Here is a 25,265-nt window from a genome sequence, read left to right as displayed (position 1 = left end):
AATAAAATGCGGTTCGGATTAATTAGAAATGTTGTAGAGTAGTTTCTGTTTGTGAATTTTTGGGTATTGTTTTTAGTAAGATTTGTTAAACAGATAGGAGTGATAGCCTTGCAAGAAAAGACCTTTGTTGGGTTATTTGGCACAGAAGAAACCCTTATTGCAGCTCTTGAAGACTTACGAAAAAAAGGGATTCGGCCTGAAGATATGTATATTATTGCGCAACGTGAAGAGGATGTAGAGGTGTTCAGGCAACGGACGTATGACGAGATCCATTCTACCCCCTCGAATTGGTTGGATCGGTTTATTGGTTTTATTTCCGGAGAGAACCATGTACGGAGCATGCTCGTGGAAGTCGGTTTTGACGAAGCAGATTTGAGGAAATACGAAGCTGAAATCAGACAAGGGAAGTGGCTACTCTATGTGGAGGGTGAACCAAAAAAAACCGTCTATGAAATTCATGCGGAACGCTATTCAAATGAGAAAAACCTTTTGAACCGATCTGTAGGAGAAGCTGAAAGCCTCAATAGGATGGATAATGATTCGGTTGGAGTAAGCAAGGATGGTTTACCTAAAAATGAGTATCGCGATAGTGTCATTTTTGAAGATCGCGCTTACACGACGAGCATCTCTGAAAGGATGACGAGTAGGGATGGAGATGACAATGATCCAATAAGAAGAAAGGAACAAGGTCACATTGGGAGAGCTGGCGGAGAATCTTTAGGCACGCCAACCCCTTCCCCCTCTCATTTACATCAGCAACGACAAGCGATCGTGCAAGATAACCAACACCTTCAATCGTTTACCCGTCACGAAACCGAACTCCGAAATACTGCTACTTCAATCCTGAATGCTACAAACGATGACGTCATTTCATTGCAACCGTCAGCTACAGTTTCATCCATTTCCAAAAAAGCGGAGAAAAGCTCTGCTACATCCACTCATTACACTGCGATGCAACAAACGCCAAACAAGCCAATTATCATTGATTTAAGAGGTGTGAATAAAGATAAAAATGAAGTTGAAAACTGGTTAATTCAAGATGAAGAAGATTTGACGTAAGTGTATTCGACCACCACTACTCGTATAGTGAGTGGTTTTTTATTGGATAAAAAACACCCTTTTAATGGAATATCTCGCATGTTGAGCATTTTTTTGCTATAGTAATTGAGGCTCAAATATTTAAGTACATAGAATAGGTAATAATAGAGTTCAGCGACTCTGTTCCTCCTTGAATTTGAAGGGAAGAAAGCATGTGAATGGTGTATTGATTGTTATTATTGCATTAATGTTTTTGTTGTTAATGATTAAATTCCCGGTATTTATTATCGGTTTAGTCCTTGCCTATTGGGGGGGTACAAGTATGAAAAAGTTAAAGAGACAAAAGAAGACTTCAAAAGTAGCACCTGCCCTGTTGACAATCGGGCTTTTGCTCGCTTTAACAGGCTGTGTCAGTTCATTTAGCGACGATGAATCGAAGGAACCTACCTCTTCACCGATTGAAAAAGAAGACGCTCACAAAGAATCAGCTATCGTCGACGAGCAATCTGAAAAAGATGACAAACTGCCGAATGGTGTACCTCCTGTTTCTATAGAAACGGACAAATCAACGAGTAACGATAACCCAACAACTGTTGATGGACAAGACAAAAACGGAACTGTCAATCAACAGAAACCTGCGAAAAAGACTGAAACAGGTGGTACCACTGCGCAAGTTCCAGTCAAATTGGTGAAGACGATTGATGGCGATACGATAAAAGTTCTTTACAATGGCGAAGAGCGGAATGTTCGCTATCTACTAATTGACACACCTGAAACGAATCATCCCCGTTTAGGGAAGCAACCTTTCGGTGAGGAAGCAAAGGAACGTAATCGCGAATTGGTGAATAGTGGCGCTTTGACCTTGGAGTTTGATGTCGGTGAACGTTTTGACAAATATGATCGATTACTTGCCTATGTATATGTCGATGGTAAAAGCGTACAAGAGACTTTGTTAGCTGAAGGGTTGGCACGTGTCGCTTATGTGTATCCACCGAACACTCGTCATTTAACACCTTTTGAAGAAGTGCAAACGGTTGCCAAGCAAAAAGGGGTAGGCATTTGGTCGGTTGAAAACTATGCAACTGATTCTGGATTTGATAGCGACGTTATCCCTACAAAGCCTGCAACAGGATCAGGTGGAGCAAATACACAACCTGTCACACCGCCGAAAACGAATGCTACTCCACCACCTTCGAATACGGCAGGCGGCCAAGAGTGGTTCAAAAACTGCACGGAGCTCCGTGTGAAGTATCCAAATGGTGTTCCTGAAGGCCACGCAGCATACCAACCGAAAATGGACCGTGACAAAGACGGCTTTGCTTGTGAAAAATAATGAACTCACCGAGAGAGAGCGCTCTTTCGGTGAGTTTTTTTGATTTCTCACATGTAGCTAACTCCTCATAATACTCGCAAACACCTCATATTTTTCGATATCACGGCATTCCTACCACCTATTGCCGCATAAGGTAAGCATTTGACGCATATTCTCCTCAAACACAGCATACTTCGTTTAAAGTATTCCTTGTTTTCTCGTTATCCATTTGATTTGATAAGATCTATTTTTGCGCGACTTGGAGGCTTTTTTTTTACTTAGCTTCGATTCGAGGTATTTTGGTGGAATATGCGGTGTTTTGGTGAAGTATGCGGCGTTTGGCGGAAATATGCGGCGTTCTCGCCAAATATGCGGCGTTTGAAGGAGTTATGCGGCGTTCTCGCCAAATATGCGGCGTTTGAAGGAATTATGCGGCGTTTGCTGAAAGTATGCCGCGTTCTACTTAAATATGCGGTGTAATGGAAAATGAAATTCTAACTAGCGTGGACCAATCATGTATAGATTGGATATTTGTCGCGCCAAATGGGTTTTAACCAACTAACGGTTTATTTACAGGTGATTCTACGTTGTAAACAGTCTTACAATTACAGCTACCACTTATTTTTTTGTCCTTTTCTGTCGAATAAGCTCTCGACTTTCATTTCCCGAGAAATAATTCGACAATATCTCTAACAACAGCAAGATAGTTAAAGATACCTGAAGGGGTTATTGGCTGATTCTGTTTTTCTGTTTCATTGCATTGCCGACAACAGTGTACTTTTGGTCCTTGAACTTGACTCGTTTTCTAAAAAAAATACACAACTGAACTACACCCAGTACAAAAAAAGTGATGGGTGTAATTTTAACGGCATTTTCCATCACCTTTCTAGTTGTCTATTCGATTGAGATAACTAGTATTTAATTGATACTGAATAAAACCATTCAATTTATGTAGCCTGTTTGTCCCTTTTCTTCTTTTCTCCCCTACTCCCCCTTCACTTCCGAAGACACGCATAGCAATTTCACTTCTTCTTCCGAGTAGTTGTACCAATAATGAGGTTTCGTTGAGTCGATCATGATGGACTCTGTAGGCCCGAGTTCATATAATGTATCTTCCAACTGTACGGTGACAGTGCCTTTTATGACGTATAGGAATTCTTGTCCATTATGTGTAATAAGATTTCCTTCTGTCTGGCCAGGTTGTAACGTGACGAGTAATGGGGCAAAGTCGCGCTCCGTCACCATCGTTCCTAAATCTTCGTAGAAAATACTGTGGGCATCCATTCGTTTATCCAATTGAAACGATGTAGGGTCTTCCTTCTTTTCGTCCTCAAAAAAGACGCTTGGGTTTACGCCAAAAGCAACTGAAATCTTTTTCAGTGATTCCAACGTTGTCGACGATTTACCTCGCTCTAGCTGTGATAAAAAACTGATTGAAAAACCTGTTTTTTCCGCAAGGGTTTTTAGTGTCATCTTTTTATTCATTCGTATCTGTTTTATTTTTCCACCAAGTGAATTCAATTGCATTTTTATAATCTCCTAAAAATTATTGTTGACAGAATTTTATCGTATCTCTATGATAATTAGTATAATACAATTGAAGTACCACTTCAATTTTCCCTATTGATAACGTTTACATCCGTGAGAGGAACTTCAGGTTTATTTATAAACAGGAATCGCTTTTCTACTTTGTATAGTAAGCGTTTTCAATTAAGGGAGTCAATATGCAGTTCATTACAAATTACAGCACTTAAGGGGGAATGGGAATTGGAAAAGAAACAGTTAAACAGAGTACTTATTGCAAGTCTTGTCGGAAGTTCAATCGAATGGTTTGACTACTTCCTCTATGGTACAGTTGCAGCGCTTGTATTCAATCAAATGTTTTTTGTGAATGAAGATCCGACTGTTGGTTTATTGTTAGCGTATGCATCATTTGCACTCGCTTTCTTCATCAGACCGTTTGGAGGCATTATTTTCAGTCATATTGGGGACCGTATTGGGCGTAAAAAAACGCTGATCTTAACGCTAAGTTTAATGGGGATTGCCACTTTCGGTATGGGACTTTTACCTACATATCAAGCAATCGGAATTTGGGCTCCAATTCTTTTAATTACATTGCGACTCATACAAGGCTTAGGTATAGGAGGAGAATGGGGCGGTGCGCTTCTATTAGCCGTTGAATATGCGCCACCAGAAAAACGAGGCTTCTTCGGATCCGTTCCACAAATGGGAATAACGATTGGTATGATGCTCGGAACGCTCGCATTATCCATTATGACGTTGCTTCCTGAAGGTTCATTCATGACGTGGGGCTGGCGCGTGCCTTTCATTTTAAGTGCTTTACTCGTCGTATTTGGACTATGGATTCGTAAAGGTATTGATGAAACTCCTTCCTTCAAGGAAGTTCAACAACGTGGGGAAATCGCTAAACTGCCTATCGTCACAACGTTAAAAACACATTGGCGTGAAGTGCTTATTGCAATTGGTGCAAAAGTTGTTGAGACGGCTCCGTTTTATATTTTCAGTACATTCGTCGTGTCGTATGCCACTAGCTATTTAGATTATTCAAGAACTGCCACTTTAAATGCAGTCATGGTGGCAACGATTGTCACAACAATTCTTATACCAATTATGGGGAAACTGTCTGACAAAGTCGGCCGTAAACCGTTATATGTATTTGGAACAATTGCGATGTTATTGTTTGCATTCCCGTACTTCTGGATGATTCAACAAGGATCTGTCGCTTTATTAGTCATTGCTACAGTCATTGGTCTTGGGGTCATCTGGGCACCCATTACAGCTGTACTCGGTACGATGTTTTCCGAGATTTTCTCAGCAGAAGTGCGTTATACAGGCATTTCTCTCGGTTATCAAATTGGAGCGGCTGTTGCTGGCGGTACAGCACCACTCGTTGCCACGGCTTTGCTAGCTGAATTCAATAACTCTTATATTCCGGTTGCGCTTTACATTATGTTCACCGCGGTCGTATCACTTATTGCCATTTGGGCTGTAAAAGACCGAAAAAACCAAGCGCTCGATCAATAATTTTGAAGGAGCGATGTATGTGTTACTCATTAATGAGCAAGAAATTCAGTCGATCTATAAAATGCAAGATGCGCTAGCCGATGTTGAACAAATTCTACAGGCAAAAGCAGAAAAGCAAATTGAAAATCCACATCGTACAGTTATCGAATTCCCCAAACACGGTGCATCGGTTTTATACATGCCGAGTTCTGATTTGGTGAATGAAATGTCAACGATTAAGACGGTATCGATTTTTCCAGAAAATCCAACTGTCGGTAAACCGACGACTCAAGGTGTTATTCTCGTAACAGACGCACAAAATGGCGAACACCTGGCGATGATGAATGCCTCCTATTTAACACGCTTACGAACGGGCGCATTAAGTGGGCTTGCTACGGATCGCCTAGCACGCAACGATGCGACAACACTTACAGTTATTGGAACGGGTGCAATGGCTTTCGAGCAAGTGATTGGTGTACTGGCCGTTCGTTCCATTAAAAAAATGATGCTTGTGAATCCAACAACGTCAAAAGCAGAAGCATTTAAAGAACGGTTGTTGGAATTTGGTATCGATCCTACGATTCAAATAGAAATTGTAGAGGATGTTGCAACTGCAGTTCGTCAAGCGGATATCATTTGTTGCAGTACTCGCTCTACAACACCTGTCTTTGACGGAAATGATGTGCGTCCAGGTACGCATGTGAATGGCGTTGGTTCGTATTTGCCACATATGCGTGAAATGGATCATACGTTCATTACCCGATGTGCGAAAATCGTGACAGATGATGAAGCAGGCGTGAAAGAAGAAGCCGGTGAAATCATTTTTGCAAATGAACAAGATGATTGGGCTTACGAAGACTTGCATGGTGAACTGATGAATGTAGTGATTGGCAAAGTGCCAGGTCGGGAGCATGCTGATGAAATTACTTTTTTCAAGTCAGTCGGAGCAGCCTATTTTGATTTGGCAGTAGCCCAAGGGGTTTACCGCAAAGCAGTCGAGCAACAAGTCGGTGTCGAGGTACTATTATAATAGAAGAAAGACCAGTGCTTCCATTGACGATGCACTGGTCTTTTGAATTATTTCACTTGCCTATCCATTATGCTTTTCACTAACGTTTCCAATAACACCGGCATTTCTTTGAATGCACTGTCGACATGAAGCCTTTCCGTCTTTTGATGAGCATCCTTTCCGAAGGGTCCTACGTTCAAGACCGGTGCATCGAGTGCTTGCATGTCTTCAAACGGAATCCAATACGTGTCCCCGTATACTGGCGTGTTCCGTTCAAACGCTGTCCAACTATTTGTATAGTCGCTATACTTCACATAACTTAAGTCGCAAATGCCGTTAAAGTAATGGATTTGGTCAAGCGTGACGTCAAACTGTTTGGCTGTCTTTTGCATGAGCCCAATCGATTCGACAACTAACGGATCATCAGACGAATTGACAGCTGGATAATAAGGCGGTGCAAACAACAAGACAGTGGCCGGCGCAAGTTCTTGGCATTGGATGAGCAAATTATCAACAATCCGCAAAGATTTTTCACGGTCATCCCAACTGTCATTCAAGAGAACTTCTTGTTTCAGTCGCCACACTTCATTTTTCCCGAGCTTTTGGATAGCGTACGTCAATAGCTCGTCATATAATAACACCCGCACGTCCTCTACACCGTCAATTTGTTCACGGTCACATATCGCCTTGTACGTTTCATTGCATCGATCTATAGCTTGTTGAGCGACTTGAACAAACAACTCCATCACTTCTTCGGCTGTCCGTTTGAAGAGGAAGACATTGTATAATGCAGCCGCCCTGTAAGGCGTTTGGGTGGAATAGTGCATCTTCAAATCCTTTTGTTGCAAAGAGACTGGAAGTGGTGTGGATTCCCCTCTGTCCTTCTCACAGAAAAGTGGATTCCATTCCATCTCTTGTGTTACAAATGATGCGATGAAATTAGCAGTCATCCCTTTTAACGGTTCGCCGACATGTGTCTCTTTCCCGTAAAACAACGCTGCAGGCATAATTTTTCCAATCGTCCCTGAGTATATATATTCTTTATTGTCTGTAGGTCCTTGCGAAAATGATGGTTCACTATTTAAAAATAATGTATAGTCAAGGCCAAATTCTTCACGTAAATGCACAAGTTCAGTCACAGCCGTACGCATACCAGCAGAGTTGACTTCTTCATCTGGAACAGTAGTGAGCAGCAAGTTAATCGGCCATTGTTCAACACTCGCCTTTTCAATAAGTTGCATATGTAAGGCCAATCCCATTTTCATGTCCATTGTGCCTCTGCCAAACAAATAGTTGCCAGATTCCAAGTCGTTCCGTACTTCCTCCGTTAATTCATCTTTATACTCATGCAATTTTTTCGTTAATTCCTCAGGATGAAATGCAAGGGGCTCAAGCATGCCATATTCTTCTGTATATACCGTGTCAAAGTGGCTAATGAGCACAATTGTTTTCGTCGCTTGCGGATGCTTGTACAACGCCGTCACTACATTTCCTAATCCCGCGTCATATAAATTCAAATGCTCCGGATGATTTCTAAAATAGGGGAGTTCCTCGAGCTTCGCCGCCAGCTTTGAAGAAAAGAACCGTTCCCCTTCCGTCAGTGTCCGACTATCCCAACTGACCAATTCACACAATAAGTTCCGCAATTTTTCCGGCGTATCCCATTGATACACGTTCATATCATCCACTCCCCTTTCTTCTATTCATTGTACAAGAAAATGACGAATACTTGCATTTTTCCACTCTTGTATCAATCGAAAAGGCACGGAAAAAAACTTTAAATAGACCGTTCCTACGCACTCTACTCACGAACAGAAAAAAGAAACTTAGTGAAAGTAGAAAAAATGCATGGCGGCGGATTTGCCTACATGCATTTTAATATTATGTCTCGTTCAATTTCACTAGTGAATAAAGGAGAACCCTCTACCTCTCTCAATTCATCACATAGATTTGATTTTTCCCATTCTGTTTCGCTTCATACAGCGCCATATCCGCATCGTGGAATAATGCTTCAAAGGACTTTATCTCGCCGTTTCGATTCGAAGCTACACTCATTGAGAGCGGAATTAGTGCACCATCTTTTTCCACCTTCAAATCACGTACGGTTTGAACAAGTTCAGCTATTTCAGGACCTACTATTTATTTTCCATTTACCAGCTCCCCTCCCACATTATCTGCTACAGTCGTGCTAAAATGCCGGGTAAATTCATATTCACTTTCAAACATAGCAAGCAATTCAACAATCGGTGTAACCGCCCACACAATTGACAAACTTAACCCAACAGCCATCAACCCCAGAATGATTGCTAACACCTTTTTCATCCAATCCCCCACTCCATCAAATCGTTGTAGTCCAACTATACAAGCAAATAACCTATTATGTAATCAAATTATTTCGTCTTTTTATGCTACATTCCTCAATCAATTTGCACGAAATGGAATAAATCACTTCACATCGACAGCTTTTCTTGTCAAATGCTGCTATCCTCTAGCGAAAACTTTTTTATTAGAAGAGGCATTCTTGCACGGTATCGCAACTTTCCCTTCGCATCACAATAATTACAACCAAAAAAACCACAAAGTATCTCTACCTTGTGGGCTCAGTTTACTTGATATTATTGTGAATCAAACCTGTTGCGATTTCTGGGAAGAACGAGAGAATGACGATGAAAACAACCATGATGACGGCGTATGGAACAACACCTTTAACGATTTCACTGATTGTATTTTCCTTGTTCAACCCTTTCAACACAAACAAATTCAATCCGACAGGTGGCGAGATGAGTGCCAATTCCATGTTGATCACCATGATGATGGCGAACCAAATTGGGTCAAACCCTAATGCCATGATAATCGGATAAAGAATTGGAAGTGTGATCACGAGTATCGAAACGGTTTCTAAGAACATTCCTAGAATTAACAGGACAACATTTATTAAAATAAAGATAACCCACGGCGAAATATCTTGAGCTGTTGCAAAGTTTACAATGCTTTGTGGGATTTGTAGGATGGTCAGAATATAACCGAGCAGCATAGCACCTACAATGATGAATAAAATCATCGCGTTTGTTTTTACGGTTCCGATTAAAATCTGTTTCATCGTCGTTATCGTCAAATTTCGGTACACAAAAATTGCGATGAGAAAGCTAAGGACAACCCCTACTGCAGCGGCTTCCGTCGGTGTAAATTGACCGGAATAAATGCCTCCAATAATAATGATGGGTAACAATAATCCCCAAATCGCTTTTTTCGACGCTTCAAACCGTTCTCCCCAAGTTGCCGGCAAATCTTTAATATGGCGCGTTTGATAAGAAGAGAAAATCATGAATGCTAACGTCAGTATTATTCCAGGTACAATACCAGCAACGAAAAGTTTTCCGACCGATTCACCTGTGACTGATCCGTATATAATCATTGGAATACTGGGTGGAATAAGAATTCCTAACGTTCCTCCTGCGGCTAGCAGCCCTAATACATGACGCTTATCATAGCCTCTCTTCACCATTTCAGGTAGTGCAATCGCTCCGACGGTTACTGCTGTGGCGACACTTGACCCGGAAATCGCAGAGAATATCGTACAGCAAAACAGTGTCGCGATAGCCAGACCTCCTGGCAAATGACGGAACCAACGGCTCGCCATTTCATACAAATCACGCCCAACTCCACTGATGACGAGCACTTGACTCATCAATACGTACATCGGTAATGCCGTCAGAGAGAAATCATCTAACGACTTGTAGGAAATAATCGGAATTTGCATGAAAGCAAACGTTCCACCATTAAAGAAATACATTCCCGCAATCGCGAGTAAACTTAACGTAAAAGCGACTGGCAAGCCAATTAAGAGAAGAACCCCTAACCCACCGGTGAAAAATAAATTCATAGGTGCTCCCCTCCTTTATGGACTCCACCATCGATAATTTGTAAAACAAAGGCGATACAAAGCAGCACCCCACCGATCACTAAGAGAGATTCTGGAATATACATCGGAATCCTCAACAATGATGCAGATGTCACTTGCAAATTAAAAGTCTTTACAACATGCAAATAGCCATAAATTGTAAATATGACACTGAATACTAAGCCTAGCGTATTCGTTAAATAGGCAAATATCGTTTTCATCTTGTCATTCACATTATTAATTAAAATATCAACCGTAATATGCGAATAGGTCCGAACCGCATAGGCACTGCCTAGAAAGCAGCTACCGATGATTGCATAGATGGATAACTCGGTTGCCCATGTAGTAGGTGCATCAAAAAACGACCTAGAAACCACTTCGTAAAACGTCATGACAGTCGTTAGTAAAATGAGTATCCCTGCCACATAAGCACCCCATCGTATGAGTAGATCCATAAACTGATAGACCTTTTTCATGTGCGGTCCCCCCTGTCTCTAATTATTTCTTATCAATCAAATCCAACAACTCTTTGCCTAAATCGCCAGCATTTTCAATGAACACATCACGGACAGGAGCAGCAGCCTCTTTCCAAACGTCGAGTTCTTCTTCAGGAACATAGTATACATCCATACCTTTTTCTTCTAATGCTTTTGCAGATTCCGTATCTTCTTTTTCTGCCTGTTCACGGATCCATGTTTCCGTTTCAGCAGCAACTTCCGTCAATAAATCTTGTGTCTTTTCAGGAAGTTTATCCCAGTAATCTTTATTTACAGCTAAAAGGAACTCAAGATACGCATAGTTATTAACAGTTAAATATTTTGTAACTTCATCATATTTACGTTGAAGCATCGCCGTTGTACCGGACGTTGCACCGTCAACTGTGTTTCGTTGTAAAGCCATATATACTTCCCCGCCACCCATAAATACAGGGGAAGCACCATATGCTTGAATTAATTCAGATGGTAAATCACCAATACTACGAATCTTTAACCCTTTGAAGTCTTCGGGTTTCGTCAACTTACGCTTGTTGTTTGCAAATTGAACATAACCATAATCGGCAAACATGAGCACCTTAGCACCTTTTTCTTCCATTGCGCCACGCAGTTTGTCACCGAATTCACCGTTTACCGCTTCACCAACAGCCGAATAATCATTAAACATGTATGGAACATCGAACACACCCATTGCAGGCACAGTTGACGACCATAATGTAGATGAATTCACACCCATTTCGACTCCACCGGATAAAATTGATTGGTTCATGTCCTTATCGCTCAATAACTGTCCAGCTGGGTAAACTTGTACATTTACTTTTCCATCAGATCTTTCGACAACTTCTTTTGCAAAGTTTTCAATTCCAACTGCAATGTGGTGATCTTGTGGTAAATTGTATGCCAAACGAATTGTCGTGCTTTCGTAACCGTCTTCACTTCCAGACGTATTGGCATCTGCTTTCTTATCCCCTTCATCGCCGCAAGCGGACAATGCAAAGATACTTACGACTGTTAACAATAAACCGAGCATCCATTTTTTCATCCTAATTCCCCTTTTCCTTTTTTCTTTCCACATGACGGATTCTTCCGAGTGGATTTTTAGATGATAAAATTGCAGCGTAATCCGCAGCATCCAACAGTTTCTCAAAATCGATTCCTGTCGAAATGTTCATCCTTTCAAACAGATATACTAAGTCCTCTGTAGCCAAGTTACCAGCTGCCCCTGGAGCAAATGGACAACCTCCTATTCCACTGGCAGATGTTTCAAAAATCCGGACACCTGCACGGTACGCCATATAAGCATTCGCCAAGCCAAGTCCTCTCGTATCATGCAAATGAATCGTCACAGGTGTTGTTCCGGCAATCTCCAACACTTTGCTCATCAACCTTTCAACCTGGTCGGGAGTTGCAATGCCAATCGTGTCAGCAATTCCGATTCGGTCAACCCCTGCCTCCTTGACCCGTCGAACGATACGTAACACTTGCTCCTCATCGACTTCTCCTTCATATGGACAGCCGAAGCTAACTGCTACGGAAAAGCAGGTTTTTATCCCATCTTGTTTTGCCTCTCCCAACACCTTTAGAAATTGCTCCATATTTTCATCAATCGACATGCCAATATTTTTCGCGTTGAATGTTTCGGTAGCTGCACTTACCCAGTTTATTTCACTGACTCTCAGTTCCTTCGTGCGTTCATATCCTTTTAAATTTGGAATAAGCACAATAGGTTCCAAGTCTTCCATGTGAGCTAACGAATGTACTAATTCCTTTGCATCCGCCATCTGTGGCACCTTTTTCGGGTGAACAAATGAGGTCACTTCCACTTTTTCAACACCCGCATCCACTAACATCCGTACCAATTGTTGCTTTTCTTCTGTAGACACAGGTTTTGGATCGTTTTGTAAGCCATCACGAGGACTGACGTCAATGATCGTCACATCCGGCATTCAAACTACCCCCTTCTCTTTCAACTCCTTAAATTCTTCCTCCGTCAAACCAAGTAAATCCGCATATACCTCTTTGTTATGGGCACCAAGTTCTGGCCCGTTCCATTCAATTGAGCCAGGCGTTCCTAATAGTTTCGGAACGATTCCTGGTACAAGCAATTTTTCACCATCTGGCAACAAGACCTCTTTTAACATGTCACGTGCTTGGTAATGTTCATCTGCGACAATATCATGAATGCCATAAATAGGGCCTACTGGAACTGAAGCTTCATCTAGTATTTGTTGTGCTTCTTTCAAAGAATGTTGCATCGTCCAATGCTCAATCGCCTCGTCAATGAACGCTACATGATCTGCCCTGCCTTGATTGGTCGCATAAAGAGGATTCTTCGCTAAATCTTCCCTTCCAATCGCACGCATCAATCGTTGGAAAATGCGATCGCCATTACCGCCGATAACAATATGTTTTCCATCTGCACATTTGTACGTATTTGAAGGTGCAATACCAGGCAAAGTACTACCCGTCCGCTCCCTCACTTGTCCCGTCAAATCATATTCAGGCAAGATCCCCTCTAGCAAACTAAAAACAGCTTCATAGAGAGCCACATCGACAACTTGTCCTTCTTTACTCGCATCGATATCACGCGCGCGTATTGCTAGTAACGTTCCGATGACAGCGTAAAGTCCAGCGATCATATCTCCAATTGCAATGCCGACCCGGACAGGTGGACGATCCGGATAACCGGTCAAATAACGAAGTCCTCCTATCGCCTCAGCAACACTTCCGAAACCTGGTTTTTCTTTATACGGCCCTGTTTGGCCATATCCAGAAATTCTCGTCAAAATGATAGAGGCATTCACCTTTTTCATTTCTTCATAACCAAGCCCCCATCTCTCCAACGTACCTGGCTTAAAATTCTCAAGAACGACATCGACTTCACCGATTAATTTCTTAACAATTTCCTGTCCTTCCTGCTCCCGCAAATTAATTGTAATTGACTTCTTGTTGCGACTTTGCACATACCACCAAACTGAAGTATCTTCGTGCATAACACGCCAATTACGCAGCGGGTCTCCATTTTTCGGTTCTTCAACTTTAATTACTTCAGCGCCAAATTCCGAGAAAAGTTTTCCTGCAAAAGGCGCTGCCACCAAGTTCCCCAGTTCTAATATTTTCACACCCGCTAACGGTTTTTTCTTATTTCCCAATGCTTTCCCTCCTACTTTGATGCCACTTTCATGAATGATTGAAAGTCACGCTCAATATGACGTCGCATCGATTCACGTGCCTCGTCCTGTTGCTGTCGATCAATCGCCTGAAATATATCTAGATGATCTTGCAATGCTTCTCGCATATGAGACGGATTGCCTTCCAGGATTGCCTTTCGATAGAAACTATTCACCCCACGCAATTGTAAGGTCATTGAAATCAAAAACGGGTTTTGGCTGGCTCTTACAATTGCTTCATGAAAGCTAAAATTGACTTGAAGCATTCCTTTGACATTGTGGTTATCCGTCACATTTTTTTGCATTTCTACAATAAATTCCTGCATTTCTGCTAACTCTTTATCTGTCCGCCTCTGCGCTGCATAATACGCTGCCAAAGACTCCATTTCTACTCGCGTTTCATATAAGTTCCGATAATCCTCAACTGTCGGATTCACAACCGTCACGCCGCCTGAACCATGAACATTCAGCAATCCATCCTTCTCCAACATCCGAACCGCTTCGCGGATGGGACTGCGGCTCACTTGCAACGTCTCAGAAACTTTTTCCTCAATTAAGCGATCCCCTGGCCCTATCTCTCCTGTTGTAATCGCATTTTTCAGATATTCATACACCTGTTCCTTCAACGTCGTTTTTTTCACGATGAAATTCGACAATTGCCAAACACCTCACTTGTTGTCGACTGTATACAGTACACTTTATTCAGAATATAATAATGAATTTTACTTGTCAATATTATTTTTGCATATTGAATTGATAGATAAAGATGACTTGTAATAGAAAGGTTTCGGGGGATGATTGCAACATAACCCGGCGTATCACAACGTTAATGCTTCGTATCGCAATGTAAACTCTTCGTATCACAACGCTAACCCCTCGCATCGCAATGCTCGGTCCGCATCACAACGTTAATGCTTCGTATCGCAACGTAAACTCCTCGTATCACAACGTTAACCCTTCGTATCGCAATGCTCGGTCCGCATCACAACGTTAATGCTTCGTATCGCAACGTAAACTCCTCGTATCACAACGTTAACCCTTCGTATCGCAATGCTCGGTCCGCATCACAACGTAAATGCTTCGCATCGCAACGTAAACCCCTCGTATCACAACGCTAACCCTTCGCATCACAACGCTCGGTCCGTATCACAACGTTAATGCTTCGTATCGCAACATAAACTCTTCGTATCACAACGTAAACTCCTCGTATCACAACGCTAACCCCTCGCATCGCAATGCTCGGTCCGCATCACAACGTAAATGCTTCGCATCGCAACATAAACTCTTCGTATCACAACGCTAACCCGTCGCATCACAATACTACAACTTTAACTTCAATTATGTTCGTCTCTTTAACGACAATCCCCCTGCTATTGAATCCGATATTGAAGGCCATCCCTTCATTAATTTTGGGAGAAGGTATTCTGCTCATTATTCCCGCCCGATACAATTTATTGAACACCAGCGCGCCGTTTTATACGAACTAAAGATGCATCTACAGAAAACCTTTCCTTATATGTTTCCTTGTAATTGCTATTTTGATCAGATTTATCATTGACCCTTTCCCAACAATTTATTTACATGCAATTAGGCCAGTAACGTTGGACAAGCCTCTACCTCTCATCAAAAAAATAAACCGCTTGAAGCCATGATAAGATGGCGTCAAGCGGTTTATCTTTTTATACGATCAAGTAATCTATTACGATCTTCTGAAATCACTCTGCGGCAGCGCAGCTGAGTGTTCGTAAGAATGCATTTCGCCTTTACAGCGAACTGTTAGTCATCCTCACCTTCGTCTTCCTCGTCATTTCGCTGCTCTTTCTCAGCGGCCTTTTCCTGTTCTTTCTTCGCCTTCTCCGCAGCCTTCTCCTGTTCTTTTTTCGCTTTCTCTGCTGCTTTTTCCTGCTCTTCTTTTGCTTTCTCCGCAGCCTTCTCCTGTTCTTTTTTCGCTTTCTCTGCTGCTTTTTCCTGCTCTTCTTTTGCTTTCTCCGCAGCCTTTTCCTGCTCTTTCTTCGCCTTCTCTGCGGCCTTTTCTTGCTCTTCTTTTGCTTTCTCAGCTACTTTTTCAGCTTGTTCTTCTTCCTTTTGCTGCAATTTCTTTTCTTTTTCTTGCTGTTTAGTTTGTTCTTTTTCTAGTTTCTCTTGCGCTTTCTTTTCTGCTTTTTCAGCCTTTTTAGCTTGCTCTTGCTGTTCTTCCAGCGCTTCTTCCTTGCTCTCTTCTAACGCTTCCGCAATTTCATCTGCGTCCTCTTTTGCTTCTTTGTGGAACTTATCCATTTTCTTTTCTGCTTGTTGTTGAATTTGCTTTATTTTACGGTCAGCTACTTCTTGGCTCATTTGGCCGGCAGCTACTTTTTCTTTAATTCGTTGCAGTTTTTTATTTACTCGTTGTTCAACATCGCCAAACTCTTTTGCCATCGACAGCGCAATTTGCTCTTTCTGAATACGCTCCAACGATTTAGCAAGTTCATTTACCGCTTCAACATTTCCACTCTCTTCTGCCTCTTCAATCGCTTTCTCAACGAACTTTTCTTTCTTCCGCATAATGTTCTTTAAGAGATCGGCGTGGTTGATCTGTAGCTCATTTGCAATTTCACCAAATCCTTTGTTCTCTTCTTTTAACATCGCCACAATTTCGGCTTCTGTCTTATTCCCTTCTTTCGCAAAGACCACCACTTTGACGATTTCACCGAAACCGAATCCTTGTTCACGCAACATTTTTACTTGTTCCTGATCGAGATTACGTAAACTATTTGCTAAGAGGTACGCATCTTGTTTTTTCTCAACAAGTTCTTGTTTCTTTGCTTCATCGATTACGTCATCTACTTTAGATGACGTCTCCATCGTAATCACTTTTTCCAAAGTATCCGTCAATTGCTCTTTACTCACTTGATCTTTCGCATCATCCATGACAACAAGCGCGACATGTTCTTCTGCTGCCTCTAAATATGCCACATAAGCATCTATCAAGTCCGTTATGTACTGATCTTTCTCTGCATCCGCCATCTTGTCAGACTCTGCCAATCGTTCTTTTGCAAAATCCATCAATAAATTCGCTTCTTTTTCGTCGTCACGGGTGAACGCTAACTGCACTTTTTCCGTAAACCGATCTAAGAAATACAACAAATGATCGGGTGCCATCCCTGGTTCAACTGCGTTTTCATCTCCAAACTTCTGTTCATCCTCATTAATTATTTCGGCTTCCACTTTCGACTTTTCCGCTGCTTCGACTTTTGCACCGAACAGAATTGTAGCAGCCACACCGCATACAAGAGCACTCTTCATTAGTAATTTCATAAAATATTCTCCTTCACTCTCAATTTTTCACTAGACTCGACAAGATGTAGAATTCTCGACCTATTCTTACTGCTAACTAATCCATTCTTAGCATAGACCTTCTACCCACATTCGTCATTAATTTTTTTAAAATAATCCTTATGAATTAATACCTATATCCTCAAATTGTCCTTGATGATAGAAACCAGCACGAGTATTCTTCCATTCATCACTACGCTCCATTATTCCTACACGCATTAAAAAAACGCCTTTCGCTCTGTACCACACGAGCAAAAAACGTTTTTCGTTTACTTGATTTCACCACAAACAATTCTCTCTCCAGAATCACCTGACGGCTGACTTTTCCCGTCATCCTCGCCTGCATGGATGACAAGCGCTGTTCCGCCTTCTTGGAGCAATGAATTATCATCACCTAATGTTAACGTAACATTCTTCGCAAGAAATTCCGTGTCAATTGTGCCATCCTCATTTACTTCGATATTTGGCAAATCGCCTGCGTGTGGACCCTCGTCATGCTCTAATCCATGGCTAGCATCTGTTGGGTTAAAATGTCCGCCTGCAGATTCAAAATCTGGCGTTTCACACGTACCTTTTTCGTGAAAATGAATGCCATGGGGACCTGGAGGCAATCCTTCTGCCTGTAGCTTTACCATCACACCATCTTCTTTTTGAATTAATTCTACTGCACCAACAGACTCTCCTTCATTCCCGATCAACTCAACGGAAGTGCTATATTCACCTTCCATCGGTTCCGTTTCAGTCAAGCCGGTCTCAGCATTTTCATCCACTTTTGGTTTTTCATCCCCACATGCAGCAAGCCCTAATGCTAGAATCACAGTCGGGACAACTCGTGCATAGTTTCTCAAATGACTCAACTCCCTTTATCAATTCCACTTCCTCCTTCTATTTCACCTCCTGCCCTGCCTTAAACATGTAAGTCTGAGCACGCCGTTATGACCCTTTCCCCCAAGCATGTTGAAACCTTTGTTTTGTCAATGCTGATCTCCCAACTTCGTATCCGTTTTTCAAACACCATTCGCCAACTTTTCACCATAGGAAAAGAAGCCGACTCGTCATCATGACGGCCGACTTCTTTTCTATTTATCCATTACTTCAAGTCTTCAATGGAATCGATGTCCATATATTGTGGGACAACGAGACCGATTTTAACGCCTTCCATGTTCGTGCCTAACACTTCAAACTGTCCATCGAATTTGTCAGCATACGTTTTGTGTGTTACTGGTAACCAAGCAGCTAGTGAAGCATCTGCACTACCATCTGCAACAGCAGTCCAAAGCGGACCAGCTTCAACTTGCGTTAACGTAACATCGTATCCTACGCTTTCAAGGACAATTTTTGCAACGTTATGGCTCGCAATTTCACTATCCCATGCTACATAAGCAAGCTTGATTTTTTCGCCGTCAACTTGAGCAACACCATCTGTCCACTCTGCCACTTTATCAGCATTAGCATCTACCCAGTTTTGCGCAGCGACTTCTTCTTTTTCACCTTCTTGGATAGCGACCATCACTTCTCCCATGTCCGCTTCCGTCCAATGGAAATTGGACAGCACTTCATAAGCTTCAGGTAGATCCTCTGCAAGACCTAGTCTACCAATTGTTTGGATTTGCTCTTCTCCACCGTACACACCTTTAGGATCTTCCAAGTATTTAAGGTCAAATTTTGCAAATTTCCAGTGGGGTGTCCAGCCTGTCACGATGATGGGCTCTTCTTTGTCATACGCTTTTTTCAAAGCTGCTGTCATCGCTGCACTTGAGCCAGTTGTTACATCCCACTTATCTAATTCATATTCTGTAATTGCTTTGTCTGTCGCTTCCATAATGCCTGCACCCGGGTCAATTCCGGTAATTTTGTAGTCGACAGCTTCACCGACGGATTTTGTATCTGCATCGCCACTTGATGTAGAATCTCCTTCATCATTTCCACATGCCGCTAAACCAACTGCGAGTAGCGCTGCAGTTCCTAGCCCAAATAATTTCTTTTTCAATTTCATGATGATATTCCCCCTTGTTTTTTCTTTCCTGCATGTTGCGTAATTCGATCAAGAATAATCGCTACAATAACAATTGACAAACCGGTTTCGAAACCGACACCTGTCTTCAACTGTGTAACTGCTCGATACACTTCTTCACCGAGACCTGGTGCACCGACCATGGACGCAATCACGACCATCGACAGGGATAACATAATGCTTTGGTTGACTCCTGCCATAATCGTCGGCTTCGCCAATGGAATTTGAACTTTCAACAATCGCTGCCATGAAGTAGACCCGAATGCTTCCGTCGCTTCAATCAAATCTTTCGGCACTTGTTCAATACCAAGCATCGTTAAACGGATTGTCGGAGGCATCGAGAAAATAACCGATGCAACAACACCTGGTACGACACCGATATTAAAGAAAAAGATGGCTGGCAATAGGTAGACGAATGCCGGCATTGTTTGCATCAAGTCCAATACTGGATTGATGATTTTTTTCACCGTCGCTTTCTGAGAGCCCAATATGCCAAGCGGAATCCCGATGACGAGTGAAATGATGACGGATGTAATGACAAGTGATAGCATTTGCAACATGGAATACCAATAGCCTAGGTAGTCAATAAATAGCAAACCAACTAACGTAAAAATAGCAATCCGCCGGGTTGATATGAACCAAGCAAGTAAAGCAAATAGAACAGCCATTACAATAGAAGGAACGAATGCCATTACATCTACAGCACCATCTACAATCCCCTTAAGGAATTCGGAAATACCGTCAAACACTGTTCCAAAATTCGATACAAGCCAATCAATTCCCGTATCAATCCAATCAGCAAATGGCAATCGAGGAATTAATTCATTCATGTACAGTCACCTCGATTTCTTTTACTTCTGTCTCTTGCGTATCCAATTCACTATTAATAAACTGGCCGTCGCCTGCCAAAGCGCCGATCAGTGCACCACGAATAATAATGCCTTCCAACTGGTTCGTTTCATTTACAACAGCAACCGGAATAGATGCGGTTGATACCGTATCGAACAATTCCGTTAAAATTGTGTCGCGTGAAGTGACAGGCACATCTTTGACCAAAACGTCATCTAATGATTTTCCTGTGTCCGATGCTTGTACAGCATCTTGTGCCGTTACAGCACCAAGCAACCGATTGCCTTTATCGACTACATAGATAGAAGAAATGCTGAGCCGTTCCATTAGACGTAATGCCACTCTTGGCCCACGATCTAGTTGTACTGAATCCGCTTTCTTCATAATGTGTCCAGCTGTCAATACTTTGGACAGATCGACATCCTCAACAAACCGTTCCACGTACTGATTGGAAGGATTCATGAGAATTTCTTCCGGTGTTCCAATTTGAACAATATCCCCGTCTTTCATCAATGCGATTCGATCGCCTATTCGCAATGCTTCATCCAAATCATGGGTAATGAAGATAATCGTTTTCCCCATATCATGATGCAACTGAAGAAGCTCATCTTGCATATCTTTTCGAATGAGAGGATCCAATGCACTGAATGCTTCATCCATCAGTAACACATCCGGATCGTTGGCAAGTGCTCGCGCCAAGCCGACACGTTGTTGCATACCACCACTTAGTTGGCTCGGGAATTGATCTTCATACCCTGCAAGTCCTACAAGCTGGAGAGATTCACGCGCTTTCGTTGCGCGGTCTGCTTTTGCTATACCTTGGATTTCGAGTCCGTATTCCGTGTTTTCCTGAATGGTCTTATGCGGAAAGAGCGCGAAGTTTTGAAAAACCATTCCAATCTTTTTTCTTCTCACCTCACGCAATTGCTCTTTGTTCATACCGACAATATTTTGCCCATCGATTCGTATCTCGCCCATTGTCGGGTCAATTAACCGGTTTAACAGCCGAACTAACGTGGACTTACCGCTTCCTGATAGCCCCATAATGACGAAAATCTCACCATCAAGCACATCAAAATTTGCGTTGTTGACACCAACCGTAGCCCCCGTCATCTGGAGAATTTCTTTTTTCGTCTTGCCTTCGTTCAACAACTGCGCAGCGCGCTTACTATGTTTCCCGAAGATTTTCGTTGTATGCCTTACTTCAATTTTCTTCAACTGGTCATTCATGCGCACACTCCCTAATCTCTGTGAATCAATATGTATAAGTATATGCATAACCTTTATGCATTTTCAACCGTTTTTTCTAAATTAATTGTTCGTACAGTAAAAACTGTACAAACTTATGCTTTCCATTGCAATTTGGAAGTAGTTATAATACGCTTAGGAAAGTGACAGGAATTTCTCGTGAAGGATTGAGAAGGAGTTGTATTATGGAAGGTAAAGAGACAGTTGAAAAAGCACGCGAGCGGATTATTGAAACGATCGCACAAAATATACATTTATATGGCCTCACACCTTCTGCCGGTAGACAGTTCGGTATGATGTATTTTCATAACGAACCTCTGACGCTGGATGATATGACGGAAGAATTAGGAATGAGTAAAACGAGTATGAGCACTTCTGTTAGAGCGTTGGCAGACTTGAAGTTAGTGGAACGTGCGTGGAAACGTGGAGTGCGAAAAGACTTATATCAAGTAAAAGACGATTGGTATCAAAGCTTTATTGATCTTTTTTCAATAAAATGGAGACGCTCGATCTCCCTCCATTTAGTCGCAGTCCGAAAATCGTTAAGCGAATTGGAAAAATTACAAGCAGAAGAAGGTCTTGATGAACAATTAAAAGAAACGCTCGCCATCGATATTGAGAAACTCGAATATATGCGTGATTACTTTGAATGGCTCGACCGCTTAGTGGATGCGTTTGAAGACCATGATATTTTTAACCTTGTGCCACCCAAAAACTATTCAAAACAAAAGTAAGTTGCTTGAACTAACAGTGAGAAAGTAGCGTGTTAACGTAATGAAAATGCCAATGATCATCTCTATGCTCGTCATCGGTTCAATTGCACTTGTCCTTTCCATCACACTCCCGGTACCTAAGACAATTCAATGGATATTGTTAATCATCGCTGTCCTATTGAACGTAACGAGCGCGGTCACTCTAATGGTGATTGGTGTGAAACGAACGAGAGGGACTGCTTGAAGGATAAACGAAAAGGAAGACAAAGAAAAACCGCAAGAAACCAAGTATGATGAACCTTGGTTTTTGCGGTTTACTTTTTATTCTACAAACTGTACATCTTGTAACTGATAAATACCAGATGTATCGATAGAGAATCCTTTAATTTTGTTGCTGACACCCGTCAAGTATTCCGTGTGAATTAAGTATACCATTGGAGCATCTTCAATTAAGTGTTCTTGTACTTTATTGTAAATTTCAATTCGTTTTTCCGGATTGGATTCACGGCGACCTTCATCTAGAAGTTTATCAACTTCTTTGTTTTCATAGAAAGAACGGTTACCTGGGCTACCCTTTTGAGCGGAGTGGAACAATGCATACATTCCATAATCCGCATCTCCAGTAGGGTTCGACCATCCGAGAATGAACATATCATGTTCACCATTTGCCGTCTTTTCAAGGTATGCGCCAAATTCCATAACATTTATATCCACTTCGATATTTACCTTTTTCAACTCTTCTTGAATAAGAACTGCGATTTGTTGACGCTGTGGATTATCATTCGTCCAGATGGATGATTTGAATCCATCCGCGTAGCCCGCTTCCTCAAGAAGTTTTTTCGCTTCTTCCACATTGTAGTCAACCGGCTTTGCATCTTCGTTATAACCAAAGATTCCAGGAGCTAAAGGTCCTTTAGCTAATACACCAAAACCGTCATATACCCCTTCACTAATGTCTTCTTTATTGACAAGCATTGATATTGCTTGACGTACTTTCGGATCATTAAACGGTTCTTTTTCCGTATTAAATCCGAGGTAAGCAAGACTGGAAGAAGCTTTTTGGTTTACCTTTGCAAAGTCACTGTTATTAATGCCAACTACTTCATTTGGCTGAATAGGATCTGCAATATGAACATGTCCTGTTTCCAAGTCAGCGTTTCGTACAGGACTCTCAGGAATGACTTTGAACGTTACGGAGTCTACATGTACTTTGTCTCCCCAGTAGTCATCGTTTTTAACGAGCTTAATGTTATCGCCAGGTTGCCAACTATCAAACTTGAAATAACCTGTCCCCACTGGTGCTGTTGAAATGACTGAGCCAGCATCTTTCCCACTGTTCATCGCATCATAATCAGCTGCAATGGACTTCGGACTGACCATTCCACCACCGTTATGAGAAAGGTGCGCTAACAAAGGTGCAAACGGATATTCCGTCTTGATTTGCACAGTATATTCATCTTGCACAACAACATCTGTAATCATTTCATATAGGAAGAACCGTGGTGAACCTACTTTCGCATCACGGATACGATCCAAGTTGGCTTTAACAGCTTCAGCGTTAAATGGCTCACCATCATGGAATTTTACACCTTCCCGTAATTTAAATTCATAAGTCGTATCGTCGATTGGTTCCCAGCTTTCTGCAAGACCGGGAATGACTTTGTTTTCATCGTCTCGCTTTACCAATGTTTCATAAATATTTGCTTGAACAACCGAAGACGGAACATCGTTTGAGCCAGCAGGATCTAAAGATGACGCATCCGATAATACAGCTAGCACTAAGTCGCCACCTTCAACGCCCTCACCTTTGTCACTGTCGAGATCACTATTTGTGTCACTTCCTGAAGAATCTCCCCCGCCACCAGCACAAGCAGCAAGTAGCATCGAAAAGGCAAGTACAAGCATGAACAGCCATTTCAAATTACCATTTCTTTTCATTGTTTATCCCCCCGACGTCATTTTTTTCACTAGTTGCATGCCGTGATTGTAAAGCCGCAATAGTCAAATGAAATATAGCATACAAGTTTAAAAGAAACAATACATTTCTGAATAATTCATTACTGACAAATTAGAATTAGCAAACAAAAATTACCTCGTTTCTCAACACAATAATATAGGAAGTGATTTAACAAAAAACACGGAATAACACTTTAAATCTAAATTGATAAAAAATAAAGTTCCTAAATTGTCTCATTCATGTTATGCTACTGTAAATCCACTAAACTACGGAAATATTGTCTTTTTTACAAAACTACTAACTACTTAGAGGAAGGTGTTTACTATGGTCGTACAAAATCCGATTGCGGACGTTGGGAAAAGGGCAACAAATCCGAAGGTGGAAGCGTACAAAGGGCTACTTAAACGGCTTATAAAAAATAAAGCGGCAGTCGTTGGCGGTTTGCTCATTATTGTATTTATCCTTACAGGGATAGTTGGCCCTTATTTTACTTGGTTGGATCCGAACGCTACCCAAATTACAAATAAATTAGCTCCCCCCTCCGCTGAGCATTGGTTCGGTACAGACAATTACGGTCGTGACATTTTCACAAGAATTATTCATGGAATGTCTATCACGATGAAAGTCGGATTTTTCTCCGTAGCACTTGGTGGAGTTATCGGCGTATTTCTTGGGATTATATCAGGATATTACGGCGGGAAGATGGATACATTCATTATGCGTGTAATGGATGTCATCCTCGCGTTTCCTGGAATCCTTCTTGCACTTGCCATTGTTTCTGTGCTAGGTGGAAGTATTCAAAACGTTATTATTGCAGTCGGTATTTTTTCAGTACCTGCTTTTGCTAGGATTGTACGAGGTTCTACGCTATCAGTTAGAAAGTTGGAGTACATAGATGCTGTAAAAGCGCTTGGCGCATCCGACGCACGTATCATTTTTAAACACATCTTACCGAACGTTTTATCACCGATTATTGTCCAAGCAACATTACGTATTGCAACTGCCGTCTTGACGGCTAGTGGACTGTCATTCCTTGGACTAGGTGCACAACCCCCTACACCTGAATGGGGTGCTATGCTCAGTGAAGGCCGGGCCTACATGCACCAAGCACCACATCTTGTATTGTTTCCAGGAATTATGATTGTTCTGTTCGTATTGGCATTTAATGTCTTCGGAGATGGTTTACGGGATGCGTTAGACCCGAAAATGAAGAAATGATGG

The 25,265-nt window shown here is 41.9% G+C and carries 23 protein-coding genes; 7 read left to right on the top strand and 16 right to left on the bottom strand.

The window, feature by feature from the left end; translation table 11 throughout:
* Positions 1-108 precede the first annotated feature (108 nt).
* Positions 109-1,059, top strand: a complete 951-nt coding sequence (locus QT711_RS04710) for a general stress protein (RefSeq protein WP_317942369.1) — start codon at positions 109-111, stop codon at positions 1,057-1,059.
* A 175-nt stretch (positions 1,060-1,234) separates the two neighbouring features.
* Positions 1,235-2,371 (top strand): thermonuclease family protein, encoded by a 1,137-nt coding sequence (locus QT711_RS04705; RefSeq protein WP_450097596.1) that lies wholly within the window; start codon positions 1,235-1,237, stop codon positions 2,369-2,371.
* Between the two features lie 963 nt (positions 2,372-3,334).
* Here the strand turns inward: QT711_RS04705 and QT711_RS04700 are convergent.
* Positions 3,335-3,877, bottom strand: coding sequence for a helix-turn-helix domain-containing protein (locus QT711_RS04700; protein ID WP_317942368.1), 543 nt, complete (start codon positions 3,875-3,877; stop codon positions 3,335-3,337).
* 240 nt (positions 3,878-4,117) lie between these two features.
* On the opposite strand from QT711_RS04700, the gene QT711_RS04695 reads away from it, so the two are divergent.
* Positions 4,118-5,395: an MFS transporter gene (locus QT711_RS04695; protein WP_317942367.1), complete on the top strand. Its 1,278-nt coding sequence runs from the start codon at positions 4,118-4,120 to the stop codon at positions 5,393-5,395.
* A 19-nt stretch (positions 5,396-5,414) separates the two neighbouring features.
* Positions 5,415-6,404, top strand: coding sequence for an ornithine cyclodeaminase family protein (locus QT711_RS04690; protein ID WP_317942366.1), 990 nt, complete (start codon positions 5,415-5,417; stop codon positions 6,402-6,404).
* A 47-nt stretch (positions 6,405-6,451) separates the two neighbouring features.
* Here the strand turns inward: QT711_RS04690 and QT711_RS04685 are convergent, their stop codons facing one another.
* The 14 genes from QT711_RS04685 to QT711_RS04620 form a co-directional block, all read right to left on the bottom strand.
* A complete protein-coding gene (locus QT711_RS04685) occupies positions 6,452-8,062 on the bottom strand; it encodes a M20/M25/M40 family metallo-hydrolase (RefSeq protein ID WP_317942365.1) in 1,611 nt (536 codons plus the stop codon).
* A 253-nt stretch (positions 8,063-8,315) separates the two neighbouring features.
* Entirely contained in the window at positions 8,316-8,507 is a 192-nt protein-coding gene (locus QT711_RS04680) for a diguanylate cyclase domain-containing protein (protein WP_317942603.1), read from the bottom strand.
* Positions 8,508-8,522: 15 nt separating this feature from the next.
* Positions 8,523-8,705: a hypothetical protein gene (locus QT711_RS04675; protein ID WP_317942364.1), complete on the bottom strand. Its 183-nt coding sequence runs from the start codon at positions 8,703-8,705 to the stop codon at positions 8,523-8,525.
* A gap of 283 nt (positions 8,706-8,988) precedes the next feature.
* A complete protein-coding gene (locus QT711_RS04670; RefSeq protein WP_317942363.1) occupies positions 8,989-10,266 on the bottom strand; it encodes a TRAP transporter large permease in 1,278 nt (425 codons plus the stop codon).
* Entirely contained in the window at positions 10,263-10,760 is a 498-nt protein-coding gene (locus QT711_RS04665; RefSeq protein WP_317942362.1) for a TRAP transporter small permease, read from the bottom strand. The genes QT711_RS04670 and QT711_RS04665 overlap by 4 nt, the downstream gene beginning before the upstream one ends.
* Before the next feature lie 22 nt (positions 10,761-10,782).
* Positions 10,783-11,820, bottom strand: coding sequence for a TRAP transporter substrate-binding protein (locus tag QT711_RS04660; RefSeq protein ID WP_317942361.1), 1,038 nt, complete (start codon positions 11,818-11,820; stop codon positions 10,783-10,785).
* A gap of 1 nt (position 11,821) precedes the next feature.
* Positions 11,822-12,724, bottom strand: coding sequence for a hydroxymethylglutaryl-CoA lyase (locus tag QT711_RS04655; protein ID WP_317942360.1), 903 nt, complete (start codon positions 12,722-12,724; stop codon positions 11,822-11,824).
* Positions 12,725-13,930 carry a CaiB/BaiF CoA transferase family protein gene (locus QT711_RS04650; protein ID WP_317942359.1) on the bottom strand — a complete coding sequence of 402 codons (1,206 nt, stop codon included), beginning with the start codon at positions 13,928-13,930 and terminating at the stop codon, positions 12,725-12,727.
* 11 nt (positions 13,931-13,941) lie between these two features.
* Positions 13,942-14,604: a GntR family transcriptional regulator gene (locus tag QT711_RS04645; protein WP_317942358.1), complete on the bottom strand. Its 663-nt coding sequence runs from the start codon at positions 14,602-14,604 to the stop codon at positions 13,942-13,944.
* A gap of 1,120 nt (positions 14,605-15,724) precedes the next feature.
* A complete protein-coding gene (locus QT711_RS04640; protein WP_317942357.1) occupies positions 15,725-17,245 on the bottom strand; it encodes a hypothetical protein in 1,521 nt (506 codons plus the stop codon).
* 287 nt (positions 17,246-17,532) lie between these two features.
* Positions 17,533-18,111 carry a superoxide dismutase family protein gene (locus tag QT711_RS04635; RefSeq protein ID WP_317942356.1) on the bottom strand — a complete coding sequence of 193 codons (579 nt, stop codon included), beginning with the start codon at positions 18,109-18,111 and terminating at the stop codon, positions 17,533-17,535.
* 242 nt (positions 18,112-18,353) lie between these two features.
* Entirely contained in the window at positions 18,354-19,253 is a 900-nt protein-coding gene (locus tag QT711_RS04630) for a glycine betaine ABC transporter substrate-binding protein (RefSeq protein ID WP_317942602.1), read from the bottom strand.
* A gap of 2 nt (positions 19,254-19,255) precedes the next feature.
* Positions 19,256-20,107, bottom strand: a complete 852-nt coding sequence (locus QT711_RS04625; RefSeq protein WP_317942355.1) for an ABC transporter permease — start codon at positions 20,105-20,107, stop codon at positions 19,256-19,258.
* Positions 20,100-21,356, bottom strand: coding sequence for a quaternary amine ABC transporter ATP-binding protein (locus QT711_RS04620; protein WP_317942354.1), 1,257 nt, complete (start codon positions 21,354-21,356; stop codon positions 20,100-20,102). Before QT711_RS04620 ends, QT711_RS04625 begins: the two co-directional genes overlap by 8 nt.
* Before the next feature lie 203 nt (positions 21,357-21,559).
* Between QT711_RS04620 and QT711_RS04615 the strand changes: the two genes are divergently transcribed.
* Both QT711_RS04615 and QT711_RS04610 read left to right on the top strand, forming a co-directional pair.
* The gene (locus QT711_RS04615; RefSeq protein WP_317942353.1) at positions 21,560-22,108 is read left to right on the top strand and encodes a GbsR/MarR family transcriptional regulator; all 549 of its coding nucleotides are present in this window, start codon (positions 21,560-21,562) and stop codon (positions 22,106-22,108) included.
* Positions 22,109-22,148: 40 nt separating this feature from the next.
* Positions 22,149-22,331: a hypothetical protein gene (locus tag QT711_RS04610; RefSeq protein ID WP_317942352.1), complete on the top strand. Its 183-nt coding sequence runs from the start codon at positions 22,149-22,151 to the stop codon at positions 22,329-22,331.
* Between the two features lie 77 nt (positions 22,332-22,408).
* Here the strand turns inward: QT711_RS04610 and QT711_RS04605 are convergent, their stop codons facing one another.
* A complete protein-coding gene (locus QT711_RS04605; RefSeq protein WP_317942351.1) occupies positions 22,409-24,025 on the bottom strand; it encodes a glutathione ABC transporter substrate-binding protein in 1,617 nt (538 codons plus the stop codon).
* Positions 24,026-24,368: 343 nt separating this feature from the next.
* Here QT711_RS04605 and nikC point away from each other — a divergent pair, with 343 nt between their 5' ends.
* Entirely contained in the window at positions 24,369-25,262 is an 894-nt protein-coding gene (nikC, locus tag QT711_RS04600) for a nickel transporter permease (protein ID WP_317942350.1), read from the top strand.
* Positions 25,263-25,265 lie beyond the last annotated feature (3 nt).

Source organism: Sporosarcina saromensis, from assembly GCF_033253735.1.
In the GTDB taxonomy this organism is placed as follows: domain Bacteria; phylum Bacillota; class Bacilli; order Bacillales_A; family Planococcaceae; genus Sporosarcina; species Sporosarcina saromensis.
The sequence above is the reverse complement of the archived record's forward strand: the minus strand, read 5'-3'. Positions and strand labels throughout refer to the sequence as shown.